The following is a 22,593-nucleotide window of genomic DNA, read 5'->3' on the forward strand; positions in this document are numbered from 1 at the left end:
GAAGTCGATGGCGCGGTCTACATGGGCCGACCGATACTGCTATAGGCGAACCCTTTGGCCGTCATATCATTGGGATCATAAATATTCCGTAAATCGATGATTACAGGTGTTCTCATCAAGGATTTCACCCGGTCGAGATCCAGCGCCCGGAATTCATTCCATTCCGTGATGAGAACAAGAGCATCCGCCTCTTCCAATGTCGCGTAGGAGCTGTCGCAAAACTCGACATCACTCAGTAATCTCCGGGCTTCGCCCATCCCCTCCGGATCATAAGCCCGGATCGTCGCCCCTCTTTTGATCAGTTCGGACAGAATATCAAGGCTCGGGCTTTCCCGCATATCGTCCGTATTGGGCTTGAAAGTGAGGCCGAGGACGGCAATGCGCTTATTGGTAAGTGATCCGTTACAGGCATTGATAACCCGCGTGGCCATTGCCTTTTTACGCTTCTCATTGATCTCGATAACGGTTTCGACAATTTGAAGCGGGGCATCGGCGGCCAGGGAGGTTTCAAAAAGCGCCCGCGTGTCCTTGGGAAAGCAGGAACCGCCAAACCCCGGACCGGGATGGAGGAATTTGGCGCCTATGCGACGGTCAAGGCCGATGCCGCGGGCGACGTCATGGACATCCGCGCCGACCTTCTCGCAGAGATCCGCAATTTCATTGATAAAGGTGATTTTCGTCGCGAGAAAGGCGTTTCCGGCATATTTGGTCAGTTCGGCGCTCTCAAGGCTCGTGAACACAAGAGGGGTCTGAAACAGGGAGAGGGGGCGGTAAATGGCCGACATCACTTCTTGTGCGCGGGGCACCATGGTGCCGACGATAACGCGGTCCGGGCGCATGAAATCCTCGATCGCGGCGCCTTCGCGCAAGAACTCGGGGTTCGAGACCACGTCGAAATCCGCCTCCGGGTTCGCGTCATGGAGAATGCGGGAAACTTCCCGCCCTGTGCCGACCGGAACCGTTGATTTCGTTACCACAACCGTATAGCCGTTCAGCGCGCCGGCGATTTCGGCGGCCGCGGCATAGACATAGCTCAGATCTGCCTGGCCGTCGCCGCGACGGCTGGGGGTTCCGACCGCAATAAAGACGGCATCAGCGTCAGCCACCGCACATTTTAGTTCAGTCCCGAACTTCAGATAGCCGGATCGGGAATTTTTCTCGATCATAGCCTGCAATCCGGGCTCGAAGATCGGGACTTCACCATTGTTCAGGCGCGCGATTTTTTCCTCATCCGTATCGATGCAGATAACGTCATGACCGAATTCCGAAAAACAGGTGCCCGAGACCAGCCCGACATAGCCTGTTCCGATCACAGCAATACGCATGGCAAAATCTCCGTCCGTTTAGCCGTGAGAAGATATACTACAGCTTATTGGCAATTTTTTTGACAATATCGCCCATGTCGCCCTTCATGTCATCGCGGTTCAGGGCAAAGGCGATATTTGCTTCAAGAAAGCCGATCTTATCGCCGCAGTCATAGCGGGTGCCATCAAATTTCAGGCCATAAAAAGGATCGCCGCCCAACAGGGAGGAAAGTGCATCCGTCAGCTGGATTTCATTTCCCGCGCCCCGACTCTGGTTTTCGAGTAGGTCAAAAATACCCGGCTCCAGAATATAGCGGCCGATAACCGCGAGGTTGGAGGGGGCCGCTTCCGGTGCCGGTTTTTCGACAAGCCCGTTAATCTCGATCAGTTTCCCGCTTTCCTTTCCCGGACTCAGGATACCGTAGCGGGAGGTATGTGCTTTCGGCACTTCCATAACGGCGAGCATATTCCCGCCGCCTTTTTCTTCGCGCGCCGCCGTCATCTGGGCGAGGCAGGGCGTGTCCGCCAGGATCAGGTCATCGGCGAGAATGACGGCGAACGGCTCGTCTCCCACCAGTCTTTTCGCGCACCAGACCGCATGGCCGAGGCCCAGCGGCTCTTGCTGCCGGATATAGGCGATAGTCCCGGCCTTCGGGACGCTCGCCTGTAGTTCCCTAAGCAAGCCGTCCTTTTGCCGTTCGATCAGAACGCTTTCCAACTCGTAGGAGCGGTCAAAATGATCCTCGATAATGGTTTTCCCGCGCCCGGTGACAAATATAAACTCTTCAATCCCAGCGTCGCGCGCTTCTTCCACCGCATACTGGATCAGAGGCTTGTCCACGACAGGAAGCATTTCCTTCGGCATAGCCTTTGTCGCCGGCAGAAATCTTGTTCCGAGGCCGCCGACGGGGAATACGGCTTTGCGAACTTTTTTAGGCATATATATTTGACCTGCTGTTTATTGGTTTGAAATTTATGGCATTTCGCCCGCCGTAATGGCAAGCACTGATTTCTGCGATCCGTTTCAAGTTTTCAAAAGCAGGTCTTTTGCCTCGTTCAGCTTTGCGGCCATATAGTCCGACCCGTTATGGTCGGGGTGGAATTTTTTCATAAGACGCCGATGGGCGGATTTAATCTCGGCAACCGTTGCGTTACTCTCAAGTTCTAGTATCTCGAACGCTTCCTTACGGGTCATGGGGCCGTTGTCAGACGTATTGCGGCGGCCGCTGTTTTGCGAACTCCCTGTGTCGGTGCCTTCCTCCGAAAAATCTTCGCCAAATTTCCGGCTGATAAAACTTTCCAGAATGGCAAGAGTCTGATCATCCGCGATCGCTTCCTGATGAAACTCGCTGAGTTCCACGCGGGTGAGGGAGGATAATTCCCGATCTCTAAATTGGCCTTGCAGGATTGTGGCGTCCATCTCGCCACTGTCGTGATTGAGCGTGGCTTGGAGCCAGGCGGTCTTGACATCCGATTTCTGTCCCTCAGACGGGTTTCGTCCGCTAAAAAGGGACTTGTTGCGCAGAAAAAACAATGCGGCGAGCGCAAGCGGCATCGCATAGGTGAACCGGCCGGTCAAGGCAAAGAAACCTGCCAGAAGCGCGAAGAAAATCACGGCTGCGATCCGAAGACCCTTAAGCACTTTTTTCGGATCTGCCGTCGCCAGGCTCTGACTGCCGATGATTACGGCGATCAGGAGAGAGACGCCAATGATGAAATAAGCCAGCATCGGGGGCTACTTGATCTGTTCGAGAAGCAACCGCGCTTCACCACCGGATTTTTTGCTGAGATCGCTGAGGGCCCGGCGGCCCCCGGCGGCGTACGCCGCCACTGCGCGGAGGAGGTTTCGCAATGTTGAGGCGCTGGCGCTGTCAAACCGGCAATAAGCGCCGCCCGACAATTTTGCAATCTGCCGGAAACAATTTTCCGCGATGCCGTCATATCCCTCCTGAAACAGAAAAACAGGCACTCGCAACATGCCGAGCTGTCCGGCGAGATGACAAAGCTGGTCTGCGTCTTCTTCCATGCAGTCGCCCACATAGACCAGCGCGTTGACCCGCTCCTTCTTCGTCTGGCGCAGCGTATGCTTCAAGACCTTCTCGATCTGGGTATGGCCACCAAGACAGAAAACCCTTGACATCGGCTTGATCAGGGCCTGACTGTCGGTCGTCCATTTCGTTGCCTTGAATTCACCAAAGCCGCGAAAAAAGGCGACCTGAAGCGCAAGCCCGCCGATAGAGGCGGCCTCCTCGAACATTTCATGCTGAAGATGCGACGCCCGGTCCCAGCTTGGCTGGCGACTGGCGGTGGCGTCAATGGCGAAAATCAGGCGACCATCCTTGCCTGCGGGTGTTTGCACAGGCGTAGACGCAACTTTCTTAAGAAATTCTGTGATGTCGTCTTCGCCGGATTTCTCTGGTGTATTTTCGATATCTTTCGCCAAACTAAACATTTCCCCTTGGCTGCTTTCCATTCTTTTAAATAGGGGTTTTTACAGAAAAATACAATTCAGGACCAATTGCACTTGCCCTCCCGCTCCGGCTCTGCTCAGAATGCCGGAGGAGTACAAGCAGTTGAAAGTATCTTGCAGATGAAAACCGAACCCTTCTGGTGGGACGCCGCGCGCCCTGAACCGACCGATGTGACCCTGCCCGAGACACCCTCCGATGTCTTGATCATCGGCGGCGGTTATACGGGGCTGTCCGCGGCACTGACACTTGCGAAGCGGAATGTAAGTGTCACGGTTCTGGAAGCGGAAATGCCGGGCTTCGGCGCCAGCAGCCGCAATGGCGGCATGGTCGGCAACCTGCTCAAGCCCGGCCTTACGGGATTGATCGAGAGCTACGGGGTTGAGAAGGGCTGCGCAATCTATAGGGAGGCGCTGGCCTCGGTCGAGTTCATCAAGGCGCGTATCACTGAAGAAGGAATTGAGTGCGACCTGGCTCTCACCGGACGTTTCTATCCCGCCATTCTCGACAAAGATCTTGCCGGCATGACCCGCGATTTCGAATGCCGTCAGAAATATCTTGATGTCCCGGAGGAAATGGTCGGCGCGGAGGGTTATGGCGAAGACGTGGACAGCCCCGGTTACAAGGGGGGCCTGCGCCAGCATCATACCGGCGGCCTGCACCCAGCGAAATATGTCAGGGGGCTGGCCGCTGCGGCGGCGCGCGCGGGGGCGGTGATCATTGCCCCGCTGCGGGCGGAAGCGATTGTGAAAACGGCGGACGGCTTCTCCGTGACGACAGCACGGGGGGAGCTTCGCGCGCGCGCCCTGATGATGGCGACAAACGGCTATACCGGCGGGCTGCTTCCGTTCCTGCAAAAGCGCATATTCCCGGTCGGTAGCACGATGATCGCAACGGAGGAACTCTCGGAGAATCTGGTGTCCAGCCTGTTTCCGACAAAGCGGATGATCACCGATACCCGCCGGATGCTGAGCTATTATCGCCCGTCACCGGATGGAAAGCGGGTGTTGCTGGGCGCGCGGCCAACAGTATTCCCGTCCTCCCCGGAGGTGCAGGCCCGTTCCCTGAAACAGACTCTCGACGGGATTTTCCCGGCGCTGGAAGGGGCGGCGGTCTCCCATGTCTGGTCCGGCTATGTCGCCTATGATTTCGCGGCCATGCCGACAATCGGCGTGCATGAGGGCATTTATTATGCAATGGGATATTGCGGCTCCGGCGTCGCCATGTCCGGCTATCTCGGCCATAAGGCGGCGCTCAAGATCCTCGGGGACACAGACGGGGAGACGGCGTTTGATGACCTTCCATTTGACGGACGGTTTTATTACAGCGGCAAGCCTTGGTTCCTGACACCGGCGATGATCGGCTACCGGCTGCGCGATTATTTCGGTTTTTGATGTCGGTTTCTTCGTTTTTCGCGCTGCCGAGCCATCGGGAAACATGGCGGCTTGCCTTTCCGATTATCCTGTCCAATTCCTCCGTCCCGCTGCTGGGCGCGGTGGATACCGCCGTGGTCGGGCATTTGCCGGATCCGCATTATATCGGCTCTGTCGCCATTGGGGCGCTGATCTTCAGCTTTCTCTATTGGGGATTCGGCTTTCTGCGCATGGGAACCACCGGTTTCGTCGCCCAGGCCGTGGGGGAGGAGGATGCCACCGAAGTCCGTTCTGTGCTCGCCCGGGCCCTGATTCTCGCGGCTGTCATTTCGGTTTTCGTGCTTGCTCTGCAAGGGTTTGTCCTGTGGATGGCGCTTTCCCTTATCGAAGGCTCCGCAATTGTTGAGGATGGGGCCTCATCCTATTTCAGTGTGCGGGTCTGGGGCGCGCCGGCGGTCCTTGGAAATTATGCCCTGATGGGATTTTTTATCGGCATACGAAATACGCGGGCGGCGCTGGTTGTTCAAATTTTCATGAATGGCCTGAATGTGATCCTCGATCTTCTGTTCGTGATCGGTTTCAATTGGGATGTGGTCGGTGTGGCGGCGGCCACGGCGATATCCGAGACCCTCGCCCTTGGCCTCGGGCTTTTTCTGGTGCGGCGGGAACTGGCGAGGATTGGCGGCCAATGGCATGTCTCGGCGATTAGGTCTTTACAGAAAATGGCGCGGCTGCTCGCAGTTAATCTCGATATTTTCATCCGGACGATCCTGCTGATCTTCGCCTTTGCCTATTTCACGGCAGAGGCGGCGAAGGAAGGCAATGTCACGCTGGCGGCGGTGGCGGTGCTGATGAACTTCATGCATTTTATCGCCCATGGACTTGACGGCTTTGCCTTTGCGGCGGAGGGAATGGTCGGCAATGCCATCGGCGCCCGCAAGGTCAGCAAGCTCCGTGAAATTGTCTGGGTCACCGGCTTCTGGGCATTGATCGTCGCCTGTCTCTATTCTCTGGTGTATCTGATTTTCGGTACAGCGATTGTCAATCTCCTGACCGGGATAGAGGAAGTGCGCGAGCGGGCCTATGAGTTCCTTCCCTGGCTGATTGCGGCGCCGCTTATCTCCATCTGGTCCTATCAGCTTGACGGGATTTTCATCGGTGCTGTGCAGTCAAAGGAAATGCGGAATTGCATGATTATCTCCTTCATTGCCTATATGCTCTGCATGCAGTTCTTCGGCGATATATGGGGTACACACGGGCTTTGGGCAGCGCTGATGGTCTTCATGGCCACGCGGGCGGTGACATTGGCGCTGGTTTACCCGCGGGTTGAGCGCCGCGCGGCGGGATAACGACAGATTACTTGGTTTGCTTCAACCAGATACGCTCGATCGCCGAAAAAACCGTCGGAACAAATGCGATAACCAAGCTGATACGGACAACCTGCATCGTCGCGACAAAGGCGACATCTATCCCGAGCGCAAGGGCAACGAGCGGCATTTCGGCAAGTCCGCCGGGGCTAAGCGCAAGGATAATACCAGCAACGCTTACGCCGATGGTCTCCGCGAAAATGAAAGCGAAGATTGCCGCAATCAGAACCATCACTGTCGTGGAAATGAAGCTGAGCCCGATGACATTCCGGACTTCATGCAGGCGGGTGCCGAGAAAGCGTGCGCCGATGGCGGTTCCAATCACGAGCTGAGCGGCATAGACAAGGATCATCGGCGGCGCAACGTCGGTTATTCCCGTCATTTGGAAGATGGCCGTGGCGAGCAGCGGCCCCATCAGGTGATAGGCGGGCAGGCGGCAGAGATAGCCAACACCGTAGCCCAGAAGCGCCGCCAACAGCAACCAGCCGTCCCCGACGATATCATGGATGGAGCCAAACAGGGGAACCGCCTCCAGATTCCCAGTGAAGCCGACACCATAGCGGAAGATCAGCGGCACCGACATCACCAGGATCAGGATGCGCGACGCATGGATCAGGGCAATGGTCGGACCGTTGCCGCCCTTGGCCTCGCCAACTTCATACATCACATTGAGGCCGCCGGGCGCGGAGGAGAAGAAAGCGGTGATCGGATCGAACTTGCCGACCTTGCGATAGAAGAAATACACAATCAGCATCGAAAGTATAACACTGATGACGAGAAGGGCGAGCCCGCCGCTCCATCGGCCCATCGCGGCCCAGGTGTCTGTCGAAAAGCCGCTGCCGAGCATCACGCCGAGGATGGCAGTCATGATTTTGCGCAATGTGCCGTTGACTTCAAGGTCGAAGCCGCGTAGCGCCGCGATGGTCGTCACGAACATGGAGCCAAGCATCCAGGCGAGCGGAAGATCGGCGATAAAGAATATGCCACCCCCAACCGCGCCGAACAGGAGCGCCTTCACAGTCTGCACCACGTTATTTCAATCCTCTTGTATTTATTCGAGCAGTATTTTCATGCCGGGATGGTCGAAGGCCTGCGCATGACGATCGAGAAGGGCGGTTCTTTCGGCGCGCAATCTGGCATCGGAGACATTTTGGCGGATAAAGTCGTAAAGGTCCATCCCGGGCGCCAATATATCCCGCAGGCGGCGTTGGATTTCCCTCTGGTCGAGAATCGGGAAGGGCGCATCAACGCAGTCAATACCGCCCAGCGCAACGGGCGCACCGTCAAGCAGAAGTCTGCCGCGAAGGCTGACATAGGCGAAAACGGATTGCATGTTGCCGTTCTCGCTGCAGTGCAGGTTGAGGCCCGGAATTTCCACATACCGGTAGTTCTGGCCGACTGCCTCCGTTTCATGCATCCGTGTGAGTTGATCCGCTGTGAGCCAGTTGAGATGCACAAAGGAGCGGGCGCCTGGCGCCGCGCAGAGGGCTGCGGCCACAGAGCCGTAACCGGTGAAATGCGCGGAATAGACACAGACGACATCGCGCAAAGTTGCGGCGGTGACCGGAATGGAAGTTTGCGGAAATTTCTCATACTTTCGCTGAAGCTGCGCCGGCGATCCGTTTGATCCGCAGGCGAGCACCGGCACCCGCCCGGCAAAATCACTTTCCGGCGGCAACTCCTTCGCGCCGCCCCCGCAAAAGAGATAGGAGTGCGTCGGGCGCGGATAGGGATAGCCCAGCGCGCGGGCAATAATGTCATCCGGCTCCGGCATGGACGGCCGCCTAGCGGCCGAGATGCATGCCGCCATCAACAATAACAATCTCTCCGGTCATCATACCCATGCCGTCGATAAAAGAGACAGCCGCCTCGGCAATATCTTCAGGTTGACAGACGGCCTGCAAGGGCACATCCCGCACTAGTTTCTTCTTGTAGGCCTCATATTTGTCCTCGCCATATCCTTGCAGCAGCCAGCGGGTCTCGATAAAGCCCGGACAGATGGCATTGACACGGATTTCCGGACCCAGCACCCGCGCGAGGGACATTGTCATGGTATTCAGCGCCCCCTTGGAGGCGGCATAGGCGATGCTGGACCCGTGACCGTGGGTTCCGGCGACGGAAGAAATCATGACGATCGACCCTTTGCCAGTCTCTTTCATATAGGGAGCGGCGGCACGGGACATCTGGAACGAGCCGACGGTATTTACAGCGTAGATATCCTGAAAATCCTCGGCGCTCAGGCCATCAAGGTCGCTATGGGCAACGAATTTCGTCCGGCCAGCGTTATTGACCAACCCGTCGATGCGTCCCCATTTGTCCATGGTTGCCTTGGCCATCGCCCGGCAATCCTCATCTTTCGAGATATCGCCCTGAAACAGGAGGGTCTCCACACCCTTCGCAGCGCAGGCGGCCTCAGTTTCCTCCGCCTCTTTCAGGCTTTTTGTGTAGTTGATAACGACGTTATAGCCCTTGTCCGCGAGCGCAAGGGCGATGGCGGCTCCGGCCCCAGTGGCGGAACCGGTGACAATAGCGACTTTATTGGATGATGGCATGATACTTCCCGTTTGTTTTTATTTATATCCCGACCATAGAGTAACGAAGAACGGCTGGAACATAAATGAGAAAATATCCGCTGCTTTTTCAGCCCGTTTTCTTGAAAGCGCCGGTTGCAAGCTTGGCGATGACGATGCCGCCGATCATCGAAAGAACGAAGACCGCGACCTTCATGTTGCCATAGGCGAGGGAACTGAGCGCCGGGCCCGGGCATAAACCACCGAGGCCCCAGCCGAGGCCGAACAGGATCGCGCCACTCACCAGATACTTATCAAGGTCTTTTTTGGTCGGCAGCTTGAAGTCCTTGCCAAAGAGAGGGGAGGACTGCTTCAGGATAAAATGAAAGCTGATTACTGTGACCAGAACGCCGCCGCCCATCACGAAGGCGAGGCTGGGATCCCAGTTGCCGGTGAGGTCCAGAAACCCGATGACTTTCCCCGGGCTGACCATGCCGGATAACGCGAGGCCGAAGCCGAACAGAAGGCCGGAAATGAGACTTATAATATTGAACATGATCAGCCTCCCGCCAGGTGGCGCATGATAAAGACAGTGACGATCGCGACCGCCATGAAGATCATGACCGCGGAGAAGGACCGGAGGGACAGTCGACCAAGTCCGCAAATGCCGTGCCCGCTTGTGCAACCGGCGCCGATATAAGTCCCGCCGCCTACCAGAAGACCCGCCATGATCAGGAGGATAAAGTGTGCATTGTCCGAGAGTTAATAGGGGTTGAGGGTTACAAAGGAGATATCCCCCCCGAAAAGGGGATAAGCCGCTGCGCCGAGGATAAGTCCGGCGATGAACAGGATCCGCCACAGGGAATCACCTGATTGCGGCGGCACAAGATTTGATAATATCCCGCTAACCCCCGCAATGCGGCCCGACATCAGCAACAGGGTCGCGGACAGCCCGAGGATGATGCCCCCGATCAGGGAACTTATTGGCGTAAAATTTTCCATGACGTGAATTTCCAGAGTTATGTTGACTGACAATATAAGTCGTAAAGGACCGAGATGACCTGCTTTGCTTCCTCGCCATCCAGTGAATAGTAAATCGTTTGGCCCTCGCGTCGGGTTTTGACCAATCCATCCTTTCGAAGCAGGGAGAGCTGCTGTGAAACGGAAGAGGGGCGCATCTCAAGTGTCTCGGCCAATTCATTGACGGAGATCTCTCCCTCAATCATCCGACAGAGCAGGAGGAGCCGGGTTTCGCTCGATAACGCTTTCATGAGCGTGCTGGCCCGAACCGCAGAATTTTTCATTTCTTCAATATCCATACTTGTATAACTACGTATCTATAGATATATTGTCAAGCATGATTAATAGCAACGTAATAAGAAACGGCGTGCCGCCGGGGCAGGAGCGAAACATGAAACCAGAAGTAAAAGCATTTTTTCATAAGCCGACCTTCACGGTCAGCTATGTTGTGATGGATCCGTCCTCCAAGAAGGCTCTCATCATCGACAGCGTGCTGGATTATGACAACGCCTCCGGCCGGACTGCAACGACGGCTGCCGACGAAATTATCGACTTCGTGAAAGAGCGTGATCTAGAGGTCGAGTGGATTCTGGAAACCCATGTTCATGCGGACCACCTGACCGCCGCCCCTTATCTTCAGGAGAAGCTGGGCAGCAAGATCGGTATCGGCAAGGTGGTCAAAACGGTTCAGGCGACCTTCAAGAAAATATATAATTTTGGCGATGACGTCTCAGCTGACGGATCGCAGTTTCAGCATCTGTTTGAGGATGGGGAGCAGCTGGAAATCGGCGGTCTGACCCTGGAGGTGATCGCAACACCTGGCCATACGCCCGCCTGTATTGCCTATCGTATCGGGGATGCGATATTTATCGGTGATACCCTCTTCATGCCTGATTATGGTACCGCCCGGTGTGATTTCCCGGGAGGCGATGCGCGCACGCTCTACCGATCGATCCGCAAAATCCTCTCCCATCCGCCTGAAACACGACTCTTTATGTGTCATGACTACGGGCCCGACGGGCGCGAATTTGCTTGGGAGACGACGGTCGCCGAACAGCGTGAGAAGAACATCCATATTCACGACGGCATCAGTGAGGAGGATTTCGTCAAGATGCGGACGGAGCGTGATGCGACGCTCTCCATGCCGGCGCTGATCATTCCGTCAATTCAGGTGAATATGCGGGCGGGCCATTTGCCTGAGCCTGAGGCGAACGGGACGGCCTACCTGAAGGTGCCGCTGAATGTTTTATGATGGATCAGGAGGCGCTTTTCTGGGCGATATAATTGGGCAACCGTAAATCCGGCGCGACCACAAAGCAGGAGAAGCGCCTTTCGGCCAGGTTGCTGCAGGCCTGCCGGGCTTCCGTTTCATCGAAGCCGAGGACCTGCGCCCGATAGAAGGGCTTGCCGTCCGAAATCGCCTTTTCAATATTGACCTGGCGGCCATCAAGAACGCCCCGGGCCTCTGCCGCTGCCTTATGGATTTGGTCGCGCGCTGTTGTCACCAGACTATAGGCGCCTATCTGGATGGCCCAGCCGGTTTTCTCGATCCGGTCCATTGTCAGTGACGCGGGCGTAATATTCGAGGCCGTCGAAGAACTGACATTGCGAATATGGGACGTGCTGGCGGCCGGTTCTATTTTTACCGGAAGAGGAACCGGCGCTGTGGAGGCAACCTGAATTTCGGTGTCCGCCATAGCGGGTTCGCTGTGAGGTGAGCCGAGGGCGATTTGCACGGGTTTGCCAAAGGGGAGCGGGACAACTGAAGGATGGGCTTTCTCAATCTCGTCAAAACCTTTATCCAGAAGCGAGGCCATGTGGATATCACGACTACGGGCCGTGCGTCCGCCGAAAACGACGGCGACCAACCGATTGCTGCCCCGTTTGGCCGAGGCCACGAGGTTAAATCCGGAGGCGCGAATGTACCCGGTTTTGATGCCGTCCACCCCCTGGTATTTTTTCAGCAGGTTGTTGTGGTTCTTGTAGGACTTGCCGTGATAGTCGAATTCCTCCAACGAGAGGAACTCATAGTATTGCGGAAAGTCATGTATGAGGGCCGCGCCGAGAATGGCCATGTCCCGCGCCGTACTTTTCTGGCCCCTGTTGGGCAGCCCGCTGGCATTGCGAAAGCTTGTCCGCCGCATGCCAAGGCGTTTGGCCCTTTCCGTCATGTTGCGGGCGAACTCCGCTTCCGTTGGCGCCATGCTCTCGGCGAGGACAGTGGCAGCATCATTTGCGGATTTCGTGATCAGGGCAAAGACAGCATCCTTGACTGTGATGCTCCCGCCTCTTTTGAGGCCGAGCTTGGTTGGCGTCTGCCCTGCGGCGCGCGCTGAGACCGGAAGCTTCTGATCCATGCGCAGCTGGCCGCGATTAAGCGCTTCGAAGGTCATGTACAGGGTCATGATCTTGGTGAGCGAGGCCGGGTAAAGCCGGTTGTCGGCGTTTCGCGAATAAAGCACTTCGCCGGTACGGCTGTCCATTACGATGGCGGCATAGCGTGCCTCGGCCGTAGTCGGCAGCGACACAATGGTGATCGCGAGCAACAGCATCAGCGTGCAGAGCAAACGAAACGGCGCCCGATTATCATGCGTGGCATGGGGTCGGAAGTGTGATTTTCCGAAAACAGAAGATATTTTTGATTTATGTGAATCCTGTGCCAAATGTTGCCCTGCTTCACTGAAAATACGGATACAATTACGCGCAGGTTTCCCCACTCGCGAGAGAGTGTAAAAAAAATGGCGAATCATGTCTATAAAAATCCGGACAAAAATTTTATCCCTGGATATCAACAAAGCACTTTATCTCCTTGAAGTTCGTATATAATCACATAATGTTGATTTCCCTTTTGATCTTACAGGCCGATGGTTAATATCTGGTAAGCATCTGAAATTTCTTTTTTTGACGCGCGAGGGCTCCATGTTCTTCATCCAGCGATTTCTACAAATAACCTGTCTCACGGCTATTCTGGCGGCCTGCACGGCGGATGGGGGAACGAGCAATCAGGTTTTCAGGCCATTCCAGTGGTTCTCCTATGCCAATGGAGATGATATCCGCGAAAATTGTGCGCCGGGCCGGAATGCCCGCTACCGCATGATATACAACGCCATCTATGACAAACAGGTGCGAACCTATGACATTCTTCAGATAAACACATCCAAGTCGGCGACACAGACCACGAGGGTCTTTCGGGGCGGCATCAGTGTTGACTGGCTGCTCGGATCGCTGGGGTCGGGGCCTACGGGAACCCGTGAAAGCAAGGTTGTCATCAGCCTTGATGATCTAGTCGCGATCGAGCAGGCGTTGGTCGCCTCCGGATTTGAGAAGCCGGCCATTGACGGGCAGATACTGCATTCTGACAGTTTCTACTGGATTGCCATGGTCTGCCGGGGCGGAAATTTCAAATATTATGCCTGGAATGATGAGAATGCGGATATCGCCAAACTGCCGTTTCGCGAAGTCCTCTCTAAAGGAGACGAAACCGGTGTGCCTTTCCAGGAGCCTTATGTTCCCGTTACCTTTAGCCGTACATCGAGATATTATAACGGCGGTGAGGGCAAGACATATTTCACCTTGCAGGTTCGCGACAACGGGCTGGACCTGTAAAACCGCCAAACGGGGGCGGATTTGAAGTGAATTTTTTGTTGCAGGGGCGATATTTTTTTCTGAATTAGCTATCTATTATATATAAATATTAATGAAAACAATTAGTTAATTAAAATCCTGTATTTTGTTGCACTGCACAAAAAAGGTATTGACATCTATGAGTGCATCATTATATACAGGGTCATTGTTGCAGTGCAGCAAAGAAATTTAGAGACGCTAATCAGAAAGGTTAAGTCAATGACTACGAAGAAAGCAACGACAAACGCAACTGTTGATCCGACTGTCGTTACAAAGGAATTTGAAGACATGGTCGCAACTGGCCGCAAGTCGCTTCAGGACGCTTTCATCAGCGGCACCGAAGCTGCCGAAAAGGCGTTCAAGTCCAACACGGAATCTTTCAAAACCAATTACGAAAAGGCAGTTGCCGAAGGTAAGACCGGTTTTGAAAAAGCCATCAAGTCACTTGAAGGCTCCCAGTTCTATGACAAGAACAGCGCAGAAGCCTATGTGAAGGCGAGCAACGCTGCTGTCGAAAAGAGCGAGAAAATCGGTTCGGCACTTATTGATTTCGGAACAATCCGTTTGCAGGAAGCATTCAACGTCACGAAAACGCTTGCTGAAACAGATGATGTCACGAAGGCTGTCGAGATCCAGACCGAGTATGCCAAGACTTCCATGCAGAGCTATGTCTCTGAAATGGGTAAGTTCAATGCTCTGATCGCCGATGCCGCGAAGTCTGTTGTCGAGCCGTTTGGCGCGCAGTACGCTGCCAACCTCGATATGTTTTCCAAGCAGGCTTAACGCAAGTTCAGTTTACAAGCGTCTTGAAAAGGCCCGGATTTTTCCGGGCCTTTTTTCGTGCCTGAGTGCCTGCCGATCACTTTTTCAAGATTTTTTATCTTAGGTAATAATATTTTTTGAATTTCCTGATAAGATATATACTTAAATAACAGGACCGTGCAGTGCACAAGAACCGGTTTGCAAAGCGAAATGGAGTGAAAGAAATTTTAGTATCTGGTCGGACAATGATGACGATGAGCGGTGATGATAAGAAGGACAAGGATGACCAGGGAACGGGCACCGGTCTGGTCACCAAGACCAAGCCGAAAACCAAAAAGCCTTCCCTGTGGCGCGTATTATTGTTGAATGATGACTATACGCCGATGGAATTTGTTGTTTACGTTCTGCAGAAATTCTTCAATATGGATGAACAGATGGCGGTGCAGGTTATGTTGCATGTTCATCAGAAGGGCGTCGGTAATTGTGGTGTCTTTCCATATGAAATCGCCGAAACCAAGGTCGCGCAGGTTATCGATTATGCGCGGGAGAACCAACACCCTCTACAATGTACGATGGAGAAAGAATAGTGCCGGGATTTTCCAACTCACTTGAAGAAACTCTACATCGTGCGATGGCGCTCGCTACGTCGCGTCGTCATGAATTCGCGATGCTGGAGCATTTATTGTTCTCCCTGACCGAGGATCAGGATGGGGCCGCTGTAATGCGTGCTTGCAATGTCGATGTCGAGTTGCTGCGGCGGGACCTTGAAACCTTTATCACGGATGAACTTGACGATCTAGTCATGGACGGCTTCGTTGAGGCCCGTCCGACCTTGAGCTTCCAGCGCGTTGTGCAGCGCGCCCTCATCAATGTGGAAAGCTCCGGCCGGGAAGAAGTGACCGGCGCCAATGTGCTTGTTGCCATTTTCTCGGAGCGTGAAAGCCATGCCGCCTATTTCCTCCAGAAACAGGAAATGACCCGGCTTGATGCCATCAGCTATATCAGCCATGGCGTTGCGAAGGCCCCCGGAAAGGAAGCAGCGCGACCTATTCGCGGAGTTGACGGGGAATACAAATCCGAAAAAGAGGCAACTCCGCCACCGGAAGACAAGGCGGAGGCCCTTGAGGCCCTTGATGCCTATTGTGTCAACCTGAACGAAAAGGCCGCCGCGGGCAAGATCGACCCGTTGATCGGTCGCTCTGACGAGGTGGACCGGACGATCCAAATTCTCTGCCGCCGGTCCAAGAACAATCCGCTTTATGTCGGTGATCCCGGCGTTGGCAAGACGGCTATTGCCGAAGGGCTCGCCCGGCGGATTGTCCATGGCGATGTGCCGAGCGTGCTGCTGCCTGCCGTGATCTACTCGCTGGATATGGGCTCGCTTCTTGCGGGGACCCGTTATCGCGGTGATTTTGAGGAGCGGCTCAAGGCAGTGATTTCTGAGCTGCAGGGACTCGACAACGCGATCCTGTTTATCGACGAAATTCACACAATCGTTGGGGCCGGGGCCACCAGTGGTGGCGCGATGGATGCCTCCAACCTGCTGAAGCCGGCGCTGGCGAGCGGTGATATCCGTTGTATCGGCTCGACTACCTACAAGGAATTCCGCAGTCATTTCGAGAAGGACCGCGCCCTCCTGCGCCGGTTCCAGAAAATCGATGTGCGCGAACCCACAGTTGAAGACAGCATCAAGATCCTGAAAGGTCTGAAGCCCTATTTCGAGGAATATCACAAGATTCGCTATACGGCCGAAGCGATCCGCTCCGCCGTGGAACTATCTGCGCGCTACATTAATGATCGTAAATTGCCGGACAAGGCGATCGATGTGATCGACGAGGTCGGTGCAGCGCAGATGCTGAAAGCGGAAAGCAAGCGCAAGAAAACCATCGGCGTCAAGGACGTTGAGGCTGTGGTGGCCAAGATTGCGCGCATTCCGCCGAAATCCGTATCGAAGGAAGACACAGTCAACCTGCGCAAGCTCGATGTTGACTTGCGGCGTGTCGTCTTCGGACAGGATGAGGCCATTGATGCGCTGGCAAGTTCGATCAAACTCGCCCGCGCCGGATTGCGGGAACCTGAAAAGCCTATTGGCTCTTATCTTTTCTCCGGGCCTACCGGCGTCGGCAAGACCGAGGTTGCCCGCCAATTGGCGTCCATCATGGGACTTAATCTGGTGCGCTTTGATATGTCGGAATATATGGAACGGCATACGGTCAGTCGCCTGATCGGCGCGCCTCCGGGTTATGTCGGTTTTGATCAGGGCGGTCTGCTGACCGATGCCATTGACCAACAGCCGCATTCGGTCTTGCTGCTCGATGAAATCGAGAAGGCGCATCCGGATCTGTTCAATATCCTCCTGCAGGTCATGGATCACGGCAAGCTGACCGATAATAACGGCAAGCAGGTGGACTTCCGCAATGTGGTCCTGATCATGACGACCAACGCGGGCGCCCATGAGATGACCAAGCAGGCCATCGGTTTTGGCAATGACGTGCGCGAAGGCGAGGATGAAGAAGCGATCAAGCGACTCTTCACGCCAGAATTCCGCAACCGTCTGGATGCCGTTATCCCGTTCGCGGCACTGCCGCCGGAAGTTGTCTCGCGAGTTGTCGAGAAGTTTGTGTTGCAGCTGGAAACGCAGCTGGAGGACCGTAACGTGACAATCTCGCTTTCCGATACGGCGGCGACCTGGCTGGCCAAGAAGGGGTATGATGTAAACTACGGGGCCCGGCCTCTTGCGCGCGTCATCCAGGACAGCATCAAGAAGCCACTGTCCGAAGAGTTGCTGTTCGGCAAGCTCGCCAAGGGTGGCCATGTCTCGGTCGGTGTGAAGGCCGGGGAGCTTACCTTCAAGATCGAGAGCGCGGCGGATATCGGCCGTAAGGACGATGCCGAGAAGAAGGCGAAAAAAAAGGGCCCGAAGAAAAATACGGAAATGGTCGATAAATAGGCTGTGCGGAATGTAAAAAGGCGGGAAATGCACCCGCCTTTTTTATTGAATTAGCTGAAGGGGCAGCCCCTCATTTCTGCCCGATAACCCGCCGCCCTTCGTTCAGGGTTTTGAGGTAGGCAATTCCCTCATCGGCAATGGCGTAGCCAACCATGTCTTCATTCTCACCAGCCATCTGGTCCATATCCACCCAGTGCGAATAGATCGGCCGGGTGCGATCGGTGATAATCCCCGACTTGAGCAGTGTCTTGACCAGTACCCGGAAAATATTGGTGGATTCCTTCAGGGTGTCGCGCCGGTCCTCATCGGTGAACACTTCGCGGCAGGCATCGCGAACCCATTGCCAGTCGAGGCCGAACTGCTCATAGATCACCTGTTTCTGGCGGATATTAATAAGGTTGAAAAGGACAGTTTCAAAGCATTGCGCCGCCCAGTCTTCGACCCGGTTATGCTCTTCCGTTCCGAGTTTCGGAATGGTCTTATCGGCCCATATCTTGCCGAATTTGTGGTGGAAGGCCTCATCCGTCATGACAAGCTGCGTGAGCCGTTTGAGAAGTGGATCATTGGCTTTCGCATGAAGATTGGCAAACGCACCCATGGCAAGCCCTTCAACCAACATCTGCATGCCGACCAGCTTCTTGTAGACTTCCTCTGCGCTGACCAGCTCTTCGAGCAATCCACCGAGCGCTTCTCCGACCGGGTAGGGACGGCCCCAATGTGTGCTGATGTAGCGGCTGAAGGCAGTGACATGGCGCGCCTCTTCGCGGGTCTGGTTGGACGCATATTCCTGCGCCCCCGGATCAACGAGGATATGGCAAAGCCCGGCGCTTAAGGAAAGCGCGCCTTGCTCTCCGTGCAATATGCTGGACAGGCTCCATCGGGTGCTTTCATTGGCGAGGCGGATTTTCTGCCCTTCATCAAGTTTGTCTGCCACGGCGCTTTGCAGCTCCGGAATAGTTTCCGGCGGCATCAGATATTCATTCTCGATGTCAAACGGTGTGCTGAAATCCAGATAGGTTGGGTCCATCGGGTCCCAGAAATGGTCATGGGTTGCCGAGATAATGCCATCAAAGGCATCCGTTCGCGTCCCATAGCGGTCGACATCCAGCATTGTCGGAAAGTCATCCCTGCTTACCGTGTTATAAATGGGATCCTGCGTAATATGTTCAGTCATAGTTATCCCTTTAGCCGTTATTTCGGGCGGCATCTTGCGGCCTGCCTTTACGTTTACGTAAACGTCAATATCAAAATACACTAAAGCAGCAGCAAATTCAACAGCCGATTTTAACCATTTGAGGGAGGGTGGTGATTATTCTCGGCTGTCGTTTCGAAATGGCGAATGACCGGCGAGATACTCGATTTCGGCAGAGACCTGACGGGTTTCGGCCTGAAGATAATCCGCAACGGCGTCATGAAAGCCCGGATCGCGCAGCCAATGGGCGGAGTAGGTCTCCGTTGGCAAATAGCCACGGGCCAGTTTATGTGGCCCTTGCGCGCCGGCCTCAACGCGGTTGATCCCGTGCTGAATGGCGTAATCAATGGCGCGGTAATAGCAGGTTTCAAAATGCAGGAACCGGTGATCCTCGATACAGCCCCAGTAGCGCCCGTACAGGCAATCACTGCTTTTCAGGTTCAGCGCGCCGGCGATATAACGCCCGGCACGCTTGACCATAAACAGTACGACCGCCTCCGGCATTGCCGCGCCGAGGAGACTGAAAAACCGGCGGTTGAGATAGGGCGTGCCCCATTTACGGTTCCCTGTATCGATATAGAAATGGAAAAACGCATCCCAGTGTTCCTCAGTGATAGCATCGCCTGTGATTTCTTCGAAGGTGAGGTCGTTTTCCGTCGCGCCCTTTCGCTCCTTCCGAATTGCTTTACGTTTGCGAGACGAAAGCTGTGCGAGAAAATCGTCAAAATTCTCGTAAGTTTCGTTCACCCAGTGGAACTGCTCTCCCGTTCGGATTAGCAGGCCATCAGCTTCCATCAACATGCGTTCCTCCGGTTGCAGAAAGGTCGCGTGCACGGAGGAGAGGTTAAGTTCGGTGGCGACCTGCTTCGCCCCTTGCAGTAATAACTGCTGGTGCATCTCCCGGTCCGGTCCTTTCGGGACAAGCAAGCGCGGCCCGGTCACCGGGGAGAAGGGGACGGAAAGCTGGAGTTTGGGGTAATATTTCCCGCCCGCGCGCTCATAGGCATGGGCCCAGCTGTGATCGAAGACATATTCGCCCTGGCTGTGCCCTTTCACATACATGGGGGCGACGCCCTTGATCTCGCCGTTCAGTTCAAGGGCGAGGTGATAGGGCATCCAGCCGCTATTGGCGCTGACGGAGCCGCTGTCTTCCAGCGCCTTCAGGAACTGATGAGTGACAAAGGGATGATCGCTCGCAAGACAGGCATTCCAGTCGGCCTCACTCACCTCGGTAGTGGATTGAAGGGTTCTAATCAAGGGGGCGTCAGACATCCTGTCCGGAATACTCAGAAAAATTCGTGGAAACCATAGTCTAGCAGATATCCTTTTGTTACGTGGGGTCAAATCAAAAAATTCACAATAATCTTTAAAAGAAAATAACTTTAAAATAATTCAACTTATATATGTATAATAGGAGTATATTCAAAATTATTTGACGCTGCTGCGGCAGATTATTACGGAGATACATCATGGATTGGATAAAAATCGGGGCCGGCGCACTCATCGGCGGGGCTGTTGCTGCCGTGATTACGGCGCTGCTCGTTATATATTTCGATAAACCGGCGGCAAGTCCCGGCGGCGATGGGACCGGCATTGAAAGCGGTGCCGTTGTCGCCTTTGAGGGGGCGTCTAGCTGTCCGTCAGGCTGGAGTGTTTACACCAAGGCGGAAAGCCGGGTGATCGTCGGGGCGGCGGGCAGCTCGCCGGGCAAGGGAGCGGACGGCAAGTCGCTGAGTGCGCATAAGGCCGGAACAAATGGCGGACAGGAGACGGTGACGCTTGCGGCAGACAATCTTCCGCCGCATACGCATCAGTATAACGATATCTACTTTTCGTCGGATGGTGGGACGGTGACCGTTCCCAAGAACTTTGGCAGTGGCAGCAAAACAGACAACAATAACAAAGGGTATCAGATCACCCGAACGACAAATGCCGAAAAAACCACACCGGCGGCAATCAGTAATTTACCGCCTTTCATCGCGCTCACCTATTGTGTGAAAAGCTGATGAAGGAGGGGAGCGTTTATCGCGCTCCCCATTCCGCTCAGTTGATCTCGAACACCGCGTCGATTTCGACGGCCACATTCATGGGCAGGGCGTTGGTGCCGACCGCGAAACGCGCGTGGCGGCCCTTGTCGCCGAAAACTTCGACCATCAGGTCGGATGCGCCATTGATAACGGTCGGCTGCTCGCCGAAGCCATCGATGCAGTTTACGAACCCGCTCAGCTTGACGCAGCGCACGACCCTGTCGAGATCGCCGCCACAGGCATCCTTCACCTGCGAGAGGATATTAAGCGCGCAGATGCGGGCGCAGGCGACGCCGTCTTCCGTCTTGAAATCCTTGCCGACCTTGCCCTGATAGGTGAGCTTGCCGTCAACGAACGGCACCTGCCCGGAAATGAAGACGAGATTACCGGTCTTGACATAGGGGACATAGTTCGCCGCGGGCGCTGTCGCTGCCGGAATTTCAATGCCGAGTTCCGCCAGATGGGCGTCAATTTTACCTGCCATGTTTCACCTCTTGTTTAAATTTTGCAGTATGTTATCCGCCGGGACGACCGCCGCCGCCGCCGGTAATGCGAATGCCGACATTTTTTGTCTGCACATAGTTCAGAAGCGCCTCTTGACCTTTTTCCCGGCCATAGCCGGACCGCTTCATGCCGCCGAAGGGCGTCTCGATACCCCCGGCGAACCATTCATTGACGAAAACCTGACCCGCGATCAGCCGGTCCGCCGCCCAGTGGGCTGTCGCCAGGTCTTTCGTATAGATCCCGGCGCACAGGCCATAGTTCGTTCCGTTGGCGAGCGCAATGGCTTCCTCTGGATCATCATAGGTGAGAACCGATAGCACGGGGCCAAACACCTCTTCCCGGGCGATTGTCATATCCGATGTAACGTTGGAAAAGACCGTTGGTTCGATAAAATGCCCGGGCAGGCCCTCATGCTTGCGGCCACCGGTCACGGCTTCCGCCCCGGCTTGCGAGGCGGCGAGGCACATGCCCTCGATCTTGTCGGCCTGCGAGGCGGAGATGACCGGCGTCAGGTCATGGCCGTCAATCCCGGGTCCGATGGAGAGGGAGTTGGCCTTGGCCACCAGTTTCTCGATGATTTCATTTTGCAAGGCCTTCGGGACAATCAAGCGCGACTGGGCGGAGCAGACCTGCCCGGCATGGGAGAATATTCCGCTCGCCGTCGAATTGACCGCCTGGTCAACATCTGCGTCCTTGAAAAGAACTCCGGCCGATTTTCCGCCGAGTTCCATGACGCACGGGATGACCCGTTCCGCCGCCGCATGCAGGATCGACTGTCCCGTCGCGACGGAACCAGTAAAAACGATATGGTCGATATCCGGATGGGAGACGAGCGCGGCACCGCAATCATGGCCATAGCCGCAGAGAATGTTGACGGCTCCCTTCGGAATGCCGGCCCGGTGGCAGGCCTCGCCAATGAAATAGGTGGAAAGCGGGGAGAGTTCCGGCGATTTCAGCACGACCGTGTTGGCCGTCGCGAGGGCGCAGGCAACCGAACGTGCCGCGATCTGCAGCGGAAAGTTCCACGGCACGATTTGCGCCGAGACCCCGAAAGGCGTGGGGATGGTATAATCCACATAATCCGCGCCGAGCGGGATCATCCGCCCTTCCAGCTTGTCGGCAAGCCCGCCGTAGTAGGTGAAATAGCGCGCCGCCGCCATGGCTTCATTCTTGCCGCCGGCGAGGGTTTTCCCGTTATCGAGGCATTCGGCCAGGGCAATCTCGTCCGCCATCTCCGTCAGATGCCGGGCGATGTCGAACATTAACTGACCGCGGTTGGTCGGGCGCATGTTGTAAAGCTCCCGGCTTTCAAAACAGGCGCGGGCAGCGGCAACGGCCCGGTCAATATCATCCTTCTGCGCGCGGGCAACTTCGGCAATAATACCGCCGGTCGCCGGGTTTTCTATCTCTATGCGGCCGCCGTCCTCGGCATCCACCCATTCGCCATTGATATAGTTCCGCCAGTATTTCTTTATGTCACTCATGCCCTGCC

At 55.3% G+C, this 22,593-nt stretch carries 24 protein-coding genes; 8 read left to right on the forward strand and 16 right to left on the reverse strand.

Features of this window, described 5'->3' with window-relative positions; all coding sequences use genetic code 11:
* Positions 1–17: 17 nt before the first annotated feature.
* The 4 genes from AACZ19_RS05865 to AACZ19_RS05880 all read right to left on the reverse strand — a co-directional run bounded on the left by AACZ19_RS05865 (position 18) and on the right by AACZ19_RS05880 (position 3,747).
* Positions 18–1,325 (reverse strand): UDP-glucose/GDP-mannose dehydrogenase family protein, encoded by a 1,308-nt coding sequence (locus AACZ19_RS05865; RefSeq protein WP_339632031.1) that lies wholly within the window; start codon positions 1,323–1,325, stop codon positions 18–20.
* A gap of 37 nt (positions 1,326–1,362) precedes the next feature.
* Positions 1,363–2,244 carry a UTP--glucose-1-phosphate uridylyltransferase GalU gene (galU, locus tag AACZ19_RS05870; RefSeq protein WP_339632032.1) on the reverse strand — a complete coding sequence of 294 codons (882 nt, stop codon included), beginning with the start codon at positions 2,242–2,244 and terminating at the stop codon, positions 1,363–1,365.
* 84 nt (positions 2,245–2,328) lie between these two features.
* A complete protein-coding gene (locus AACZ19_RS05875) occupies positions 2,329–3,033 on the reverse strand; it encodes a DnaJ domain-containing protein (RefSeq protein WP_339632033.1) in 705 nt (234 codons plus the stop codon).
* Between the two features lie 6 nt (positions 3,034–3,039).
* Positions 3,040–3,747, reverse strand: coding sequence for a hypothetical protein (locus tag AACZ19_RS05880; RefSeq protein WP_339632034.1), 708 nt, complete (start codon positions 3,745–3,747; stop codon positions 3,040–3,042).
* 147 nt (positions 3,748–3,894) lie between these two features.
* On the opposite strand from AACZ19_RS05880, the gene AACZ19_RS05885 reads away from it, so the two are divergent.
* Both AACZ19_RS05885 and AACZ19_RS05890 read left to right on the forward strand, forming a co-directional pair.
* Positions 3,895–5,166 carry an FAD-binding oxidoreductase gene (locus AACZ19_RS05885; protein ID WP_339632035.1) on the forward strand — a complete coding sequence of 424 codons (1,272 nt, stop codon included), beginning with the start codon at positions 3,895–3,897 and terminating at the stop codon, positions 5,164–5,166.
* The gene (locus tag AACZ19_RS05890; RefSeq protein ID WP_339632036.1) at positions 5,166–6,494 is read left to right on the forward strand and encodes an MATE family efflux transporter; all 1,329 of its coding nucleotides are present in this window, start codon (positions 5,166–5,168) and stop codon (positions 6,492–6,494) included. The genes AACZ19_RS05885 and AACZ19_RS05890 overlap by 1 nt, the downstream gene beginning before the upstream one ends.
* A 7-nt stretch (positions 6,495–6,501) precedes the next feature.
* Here AACZ19_RS05890 and AACZ19_RS05895 read toward each other — a convergent pair whose 3' ends face one another.
* From AACZ19_RS05895 to AACZ19_RS05925, 7 genes are all read right to left on the reverse strand, one after another.
* On the reverse strand, positions 6,502–7,542 hold the full coding sequence (locus AACZ19_RS05895; RefSeq protein WP_339632038.1) for an AbrB family transcriptional regulator: 1,041 nt from the start codon (positions 7,540–7,542) through the stop codon (positions 6,502–6,504).
* A gap of 21 nt (positions 7,543–7,563) precedes the next feature.
* Entirely contained in the window at positions 7,564–8,286 is a 723-nt protein-coding gene (locus tag AACZ19_RS05900; RefSeq protein ID WP_339632039.1) for a hypothetical protein, read from the reverse strand.
* A 10-nt stretch (positions 8,287–8,296) separates the two neighbouring features.
* The gene (locus AACZ19_RS05905) at positions 8,297–9,064 is read right to left on the reverse strand and encodes an SDR family oxidoreductase (protein WP_339632041.1); all 768 of its coding nucleotides are present in this window, start codon (positions 9,062–9,064) and stop codon (positions 8,297–8,299) included.
* Between the two features lie 88 nt (positions 9,065–9,152).
* Positions 9,153–9,578: a DUF6691 family protein gene (locus AACZ19_RS05910; RefSeq protein WP_339632043.1), complete on the reverse strand. Its 426-nt coding sequence runs from the start codon at positions 9,576–9,578 to the stop codon at positions 9,153–9,155.
* A gap of 2 nt (positions 9,579–9,580) precedes the next feature.
* Positions 9,581–9,751 carry a hypothetical protein gene (locus AACZ19_RS05915; protein ID WP_339632045.1) on the reverse strand — a complete coding sequence of 57 codons (171 nt, stop codon included), beginning with the start codon at positions 9,749–9,751 and terminating at the stop codon, positions 9,581–9,583.
* Between the two features lie 33 nt (positions 9,752–9,784).
* A complete protein-coding gene (locus AACZ19_RS05920; protein WP_339632047.1) occupies positions 9,785–10,024 on the reverse strand; it encodes a hypothetical protein in 240 nt (79 codons plus the stop codon).
* Between the two features lie 17 nt (positions 10,025–10,041).
* Complete coding sequence (locus AACZ19_RS05925; protein ID WP_339632049.1) at positions 10,042–10,326, reverse strand: metalloregulator ArsR/SmtB family transcription factor; 285 nt, start codon at positions 10,324–10,326, stop codon at positions 10,042–10,044.
* Between the two features lie 107 nt (positions 10,327–10,433).
* Here AACZ19_RS05925 and AACZ19_RS05930 point away from each other — a divergent pair, with 107 nt between their 5' ends.
* The gene (locus tag AACZ19_RS05930) at positions 10,434–11,294 is read left to right on the forward strand and encodes an MBL fold metallo-hydrolase (RefSeq protein WP_339632051.1); all 861 of its coding nucleotides are present in this window, start codon (positions 10,434–10,436) and stop codon (positions 11,292–11,294) included.
* Positions 11,295–11,298: 4 nt separating this feature from the next.
* Here AACZ19_RS05930 and AACZ19_RS05935 read toward each other — a convergent pair whose 3' ends face one another.
* On the reverse strand, positions 11,299–12,609 hold the full coding sequence (locus AACZ19_RS05935; RefSeq protein WP_339632052.1) for a D-alanyl-D-alanine carboxypeptidase: 1,311 nt from the start codon (positions 12,607–12,609) through the stop codon (positions 11,299–11,301).
* A 352-nt stretch (positions 12,610–12,961) separates the two neighbouring features.
* Between AACZ19_RS05935 and AACZ19_RS05940 the strand changes: the two genes are divergently transcribed.
* The 4 genes from AACZ19_RS05940 to clpA all read left to right on the forward strand — a co-directional run bounded on the left by AACZ19_RS05940 (position 12,962) and on the right by clpA (position 17,378).
* Complete coding sequence (locus AACZ19_RS05940; RefSeq protein ID WP_339632053.1) at positions 12,962–13,648, forward strand: hypothetical protein; 687 nt, start codon at positions 12,962–12,964, stop codon at positions 13,646–13,648.
* Positions 13,649–13,885: 237 nt separating this feature from the next.
* The gene (locus tag AACZ19_RS05945; RefSeq protein WP_339632055.1) at positions 13,886–14,449 is read left to right on the forward strand and encodes a phasin family protein; all 564 of its coding nucleotides are present in this window, start codon (positions 13,886–13,888) and stop codon (positions 14,447–14,449) included.
* Between the two features lie 233 nt (positions 14,450–14,682).
* Positions 14,683–15,015, forward strand: a complete 333-nt coding sequence (gene clpS, locus AACZ19_RS05950) for an ATP-dependent Clp protease adapter ClpS (RefSeq protein ID WP_339632057.1) — start codon at positions 14,683–14,685, stop codon at positions 15,013–15,015.
* Positions 15,015–17,378: an ATP-dependent Clp protease ATP-binding subunit ClpA gene (gene clpA / locus AACZ19_RS05955; RefSeq protein ID WP_339632059.1), complete on the forward strand. Its 2,364-nt coding sequence runs from the start codon at positions 15,015–15,017 to the stop codon at positions 17,376–17,378. The genes clpS and clpA overlap by 1 nt, the downstream gene beginning before the upstream one ends.
* Before the next feature lie 70 nt (positions 17,379–17,448).
* Here the strand turns inward: clpA and AACZ19_RS05960 are convergent, their stop codons facing one another.
* Together AACZ19_RS05960 and AACZ19_RS05965 are read right to left on the reverse strand one after the other, a co-directional pair.
* A complete protein-coding gene (locus AACZ19_RS05960) occupies positions 17,449–18,552 on the reverse strand; it encodes a long-chain fatty aldehyde decarbonylase (protein WP_339632061.1) in 1,104 nt (367 codons plus the stop codon).
* Positions 18,553–18,687: 135 nt separating this feature from the next.
* Positions 18,688–19,842 carry a GNAT family N-acetyltransferase gene (locus tag AACZ19_RS05965; protein ID WP_339632064.1) on the reverse strand — a complete coding sequence of 385 codons (1,155 nt, stop codon included), beginning with the start codon at positions 19,840–19,842 and terminating at the stop codon, positions 18,688–18,690.
* A gap of 197 nt (positions 19,843–20,039) precedes the next feature.
* Here AACZ19_RS05965 and AACZ19_RS05970 point away from each other — a divergent pair, with 197 nt between their 5' ends.
* The gene (locus tag AACZ19_RS05970; RefSeq protein WP_339632066.1) at positions 20,040–20,576 is read left to right on the forward strand and encodes a hypothetical protein; all 537 of its coding nucleotides are present in this window, start codon (positions 20,040–20,042) and stop codon (positions 20,574–20,576) included.
* 37 nt (positions 20,577–20,613) lie between these two features.
* Here the strand turns inward: AACZ19_RS05970 and AACZ19_RS05975 are convergent, their stop codons facing one another.
* Complete coding sequence (locus AACZ19_RS05975; RefSeq protein ID WP_339632068.1) at positions 20,614–21,081, reverse strand: RidA family protein; 468 nt, start codon at positions 21,079–21,081, stop codon at positions 20,614–20,616.
* Between the two features lie 31 nt (positions 21,082–21,112).
* A complete protein-coding gene (locus tag AACZ19_RS05980) occupies positions 21,113–22,585 on the reverse strand; it encodes an aldehyde dehydrogenase family protein (protein WP_339632070.1) in 1,473 nt (490 codons plus the stop codon).
* Between the last annotated feature and the right edge of the window lie 8 nt (positions 22,586–22,593).

Source organism: uncultured Sneathiella sp. (genome assembly GCF_963973085.1).
GTDB lineage: Bacteria > Pseudomonadota > Alphaproteobacteria > Sneathiellales > Sneathiellaceae > Sneathiella.

Bases quoted from the DNA above. Each gene is read 5' to 3' on its own strand.
- AACZ19_RS05865 (WP_339632031.1), bottom strand. From the start codon at position 1,325: ATGCGTATTGCTGTGATCGGAACAGGCTATGTCGGGCTGGTCTCGGGC.
- galU (WP_339632032.1), bottom strand. From the start codon at position 2,244: ATGCCTAAAAAAGTTCGCAAAGCCGTATTCCCCGTCGGCGGCCTCGGA.
- AACZ19_RS05875 (WP_339632033.1), bottom strand. From the start codon at position 3,033: ATGCTGGCTTATTTCATCATTGGCGTCTCTCTCCTGATCGCCGTAATC.
- AACZ19_RS05885 (WP_339632035.1), top strand. From the start codon at position 3,895: ATGAAAACCGAACCCTTCTGGTGGGACGCCGCGCGCCCTGAACCGACC.
- AACZ19_RS05890 (WP_339632036.1), top strand. From the start codon at position 5,166: ATGTCGGTTTCTTCGTTTTTCGCGCTGCCGAGCCATCGGGAAACATGG.
- AACZ19_RS05900 (WP_339632039.1), bottom strand. From the start codon at position 8,286: ATGCCGGAGCCGGATGACATTATTGCCCGCGCGCTGGGCTATCCCTAT.
- AACZ19_RS05905 (WP_339632041.1), bottom strand. From the start codon at position 9,064: ATGCCATCATCCAATAAAGTCGCTATTGTCACCGGTTCCGCCACTGGG.
- AACZ19_RS05910 (WP_339632043.1), bottom strand. From the start codon at position 9,578: ATGTTCAATATTATAAGTCTCATTTCCGGCCTTCTGTTCGGCTTCGGC.
- AACZ19_RS05915 (WP_339632045.1), bottom strand. From the start codon at position 9,751: ATGGCGGGTCTTCTGGTAGGCGGCGGGACTTATATCGGCGCCGGTTGC.
- AACZ19_RS05920 (WP_339632047.1), bottom strand. From the start codon at position 10,024: ATGGAAAATTTTACGCCAATAAGTTCCCTGATCGGGGGCATCATCCTC.
- AACZ19_RS05925 (WP_339632049.1), bottom strand. From the start codon at position 10,326: ATGAAAAATTCTGCGGTTCGGGCCAGCACGCTCATGAAAGCGTTATCG.
- AACZ19_RS05930 (WP_339632051.1), top strand. From the start codon at position 10,434: ATGAAACCAGAAGTAAAAGCATTTTTTCATAAGCCGACCTTCACGGTC.
- AACZ19_RS05940 (WP_339632053.1), top strand. From the start codon at position 12,962: ATGTTCTTCATCCAGCGATTTCTACAAATAACCTGTCTCACGGCTATT.
- AACZ19_RS05945 (WP_339632055.1), top strand. From the start codon at position 13,886: ATGACTACGAAGAAAGCAACGACAAACGCAACTGTTGATCCGACTGTC.
- clpS (WP_339632057.1), top strand. From the start codon at position 14,683: ATGAGCGGTGATGATAAGAAGGACAAGGATGACCAGGGAACGGGCACC.
- AACZ19_RS05960 (WP_339632061.1), bottom strand. From the start codon at position 18,552: ATGACTGAACATATTACGCAGGATCCCATTTATAACACGGTAAGCAGG.
- AACZ19_RS05965 (WP_339632064.1), bottom strand. From the start codon at position 19,842: ATGTCTGACGCCCCCTTGATTAGAACCCTTCAATCCACTACCGAGGTG.
- AACZ19_RS05970 (WP_339632066.1), top strand. From the start codon at position 20,040: ATGGATTGGATAAAAATCGGGGCCGGCGCACTCATCGGCGGGGCTGTT.
- AACZ19_RS05975 (WP_339632068.1), bottom strand. From the start codon at position 21,081: ATGGCAGGTAAAATTGACGCCCATCTGGCGGAACTCGGCATTGAAATT.
- AACZ19_RS05980 (WP_339632070.1), bottom strand. From the start codon at position 22,585: ATGAGTGACATAAAGAAATACTGGCGGAACTATATCAATGGCGAATGG.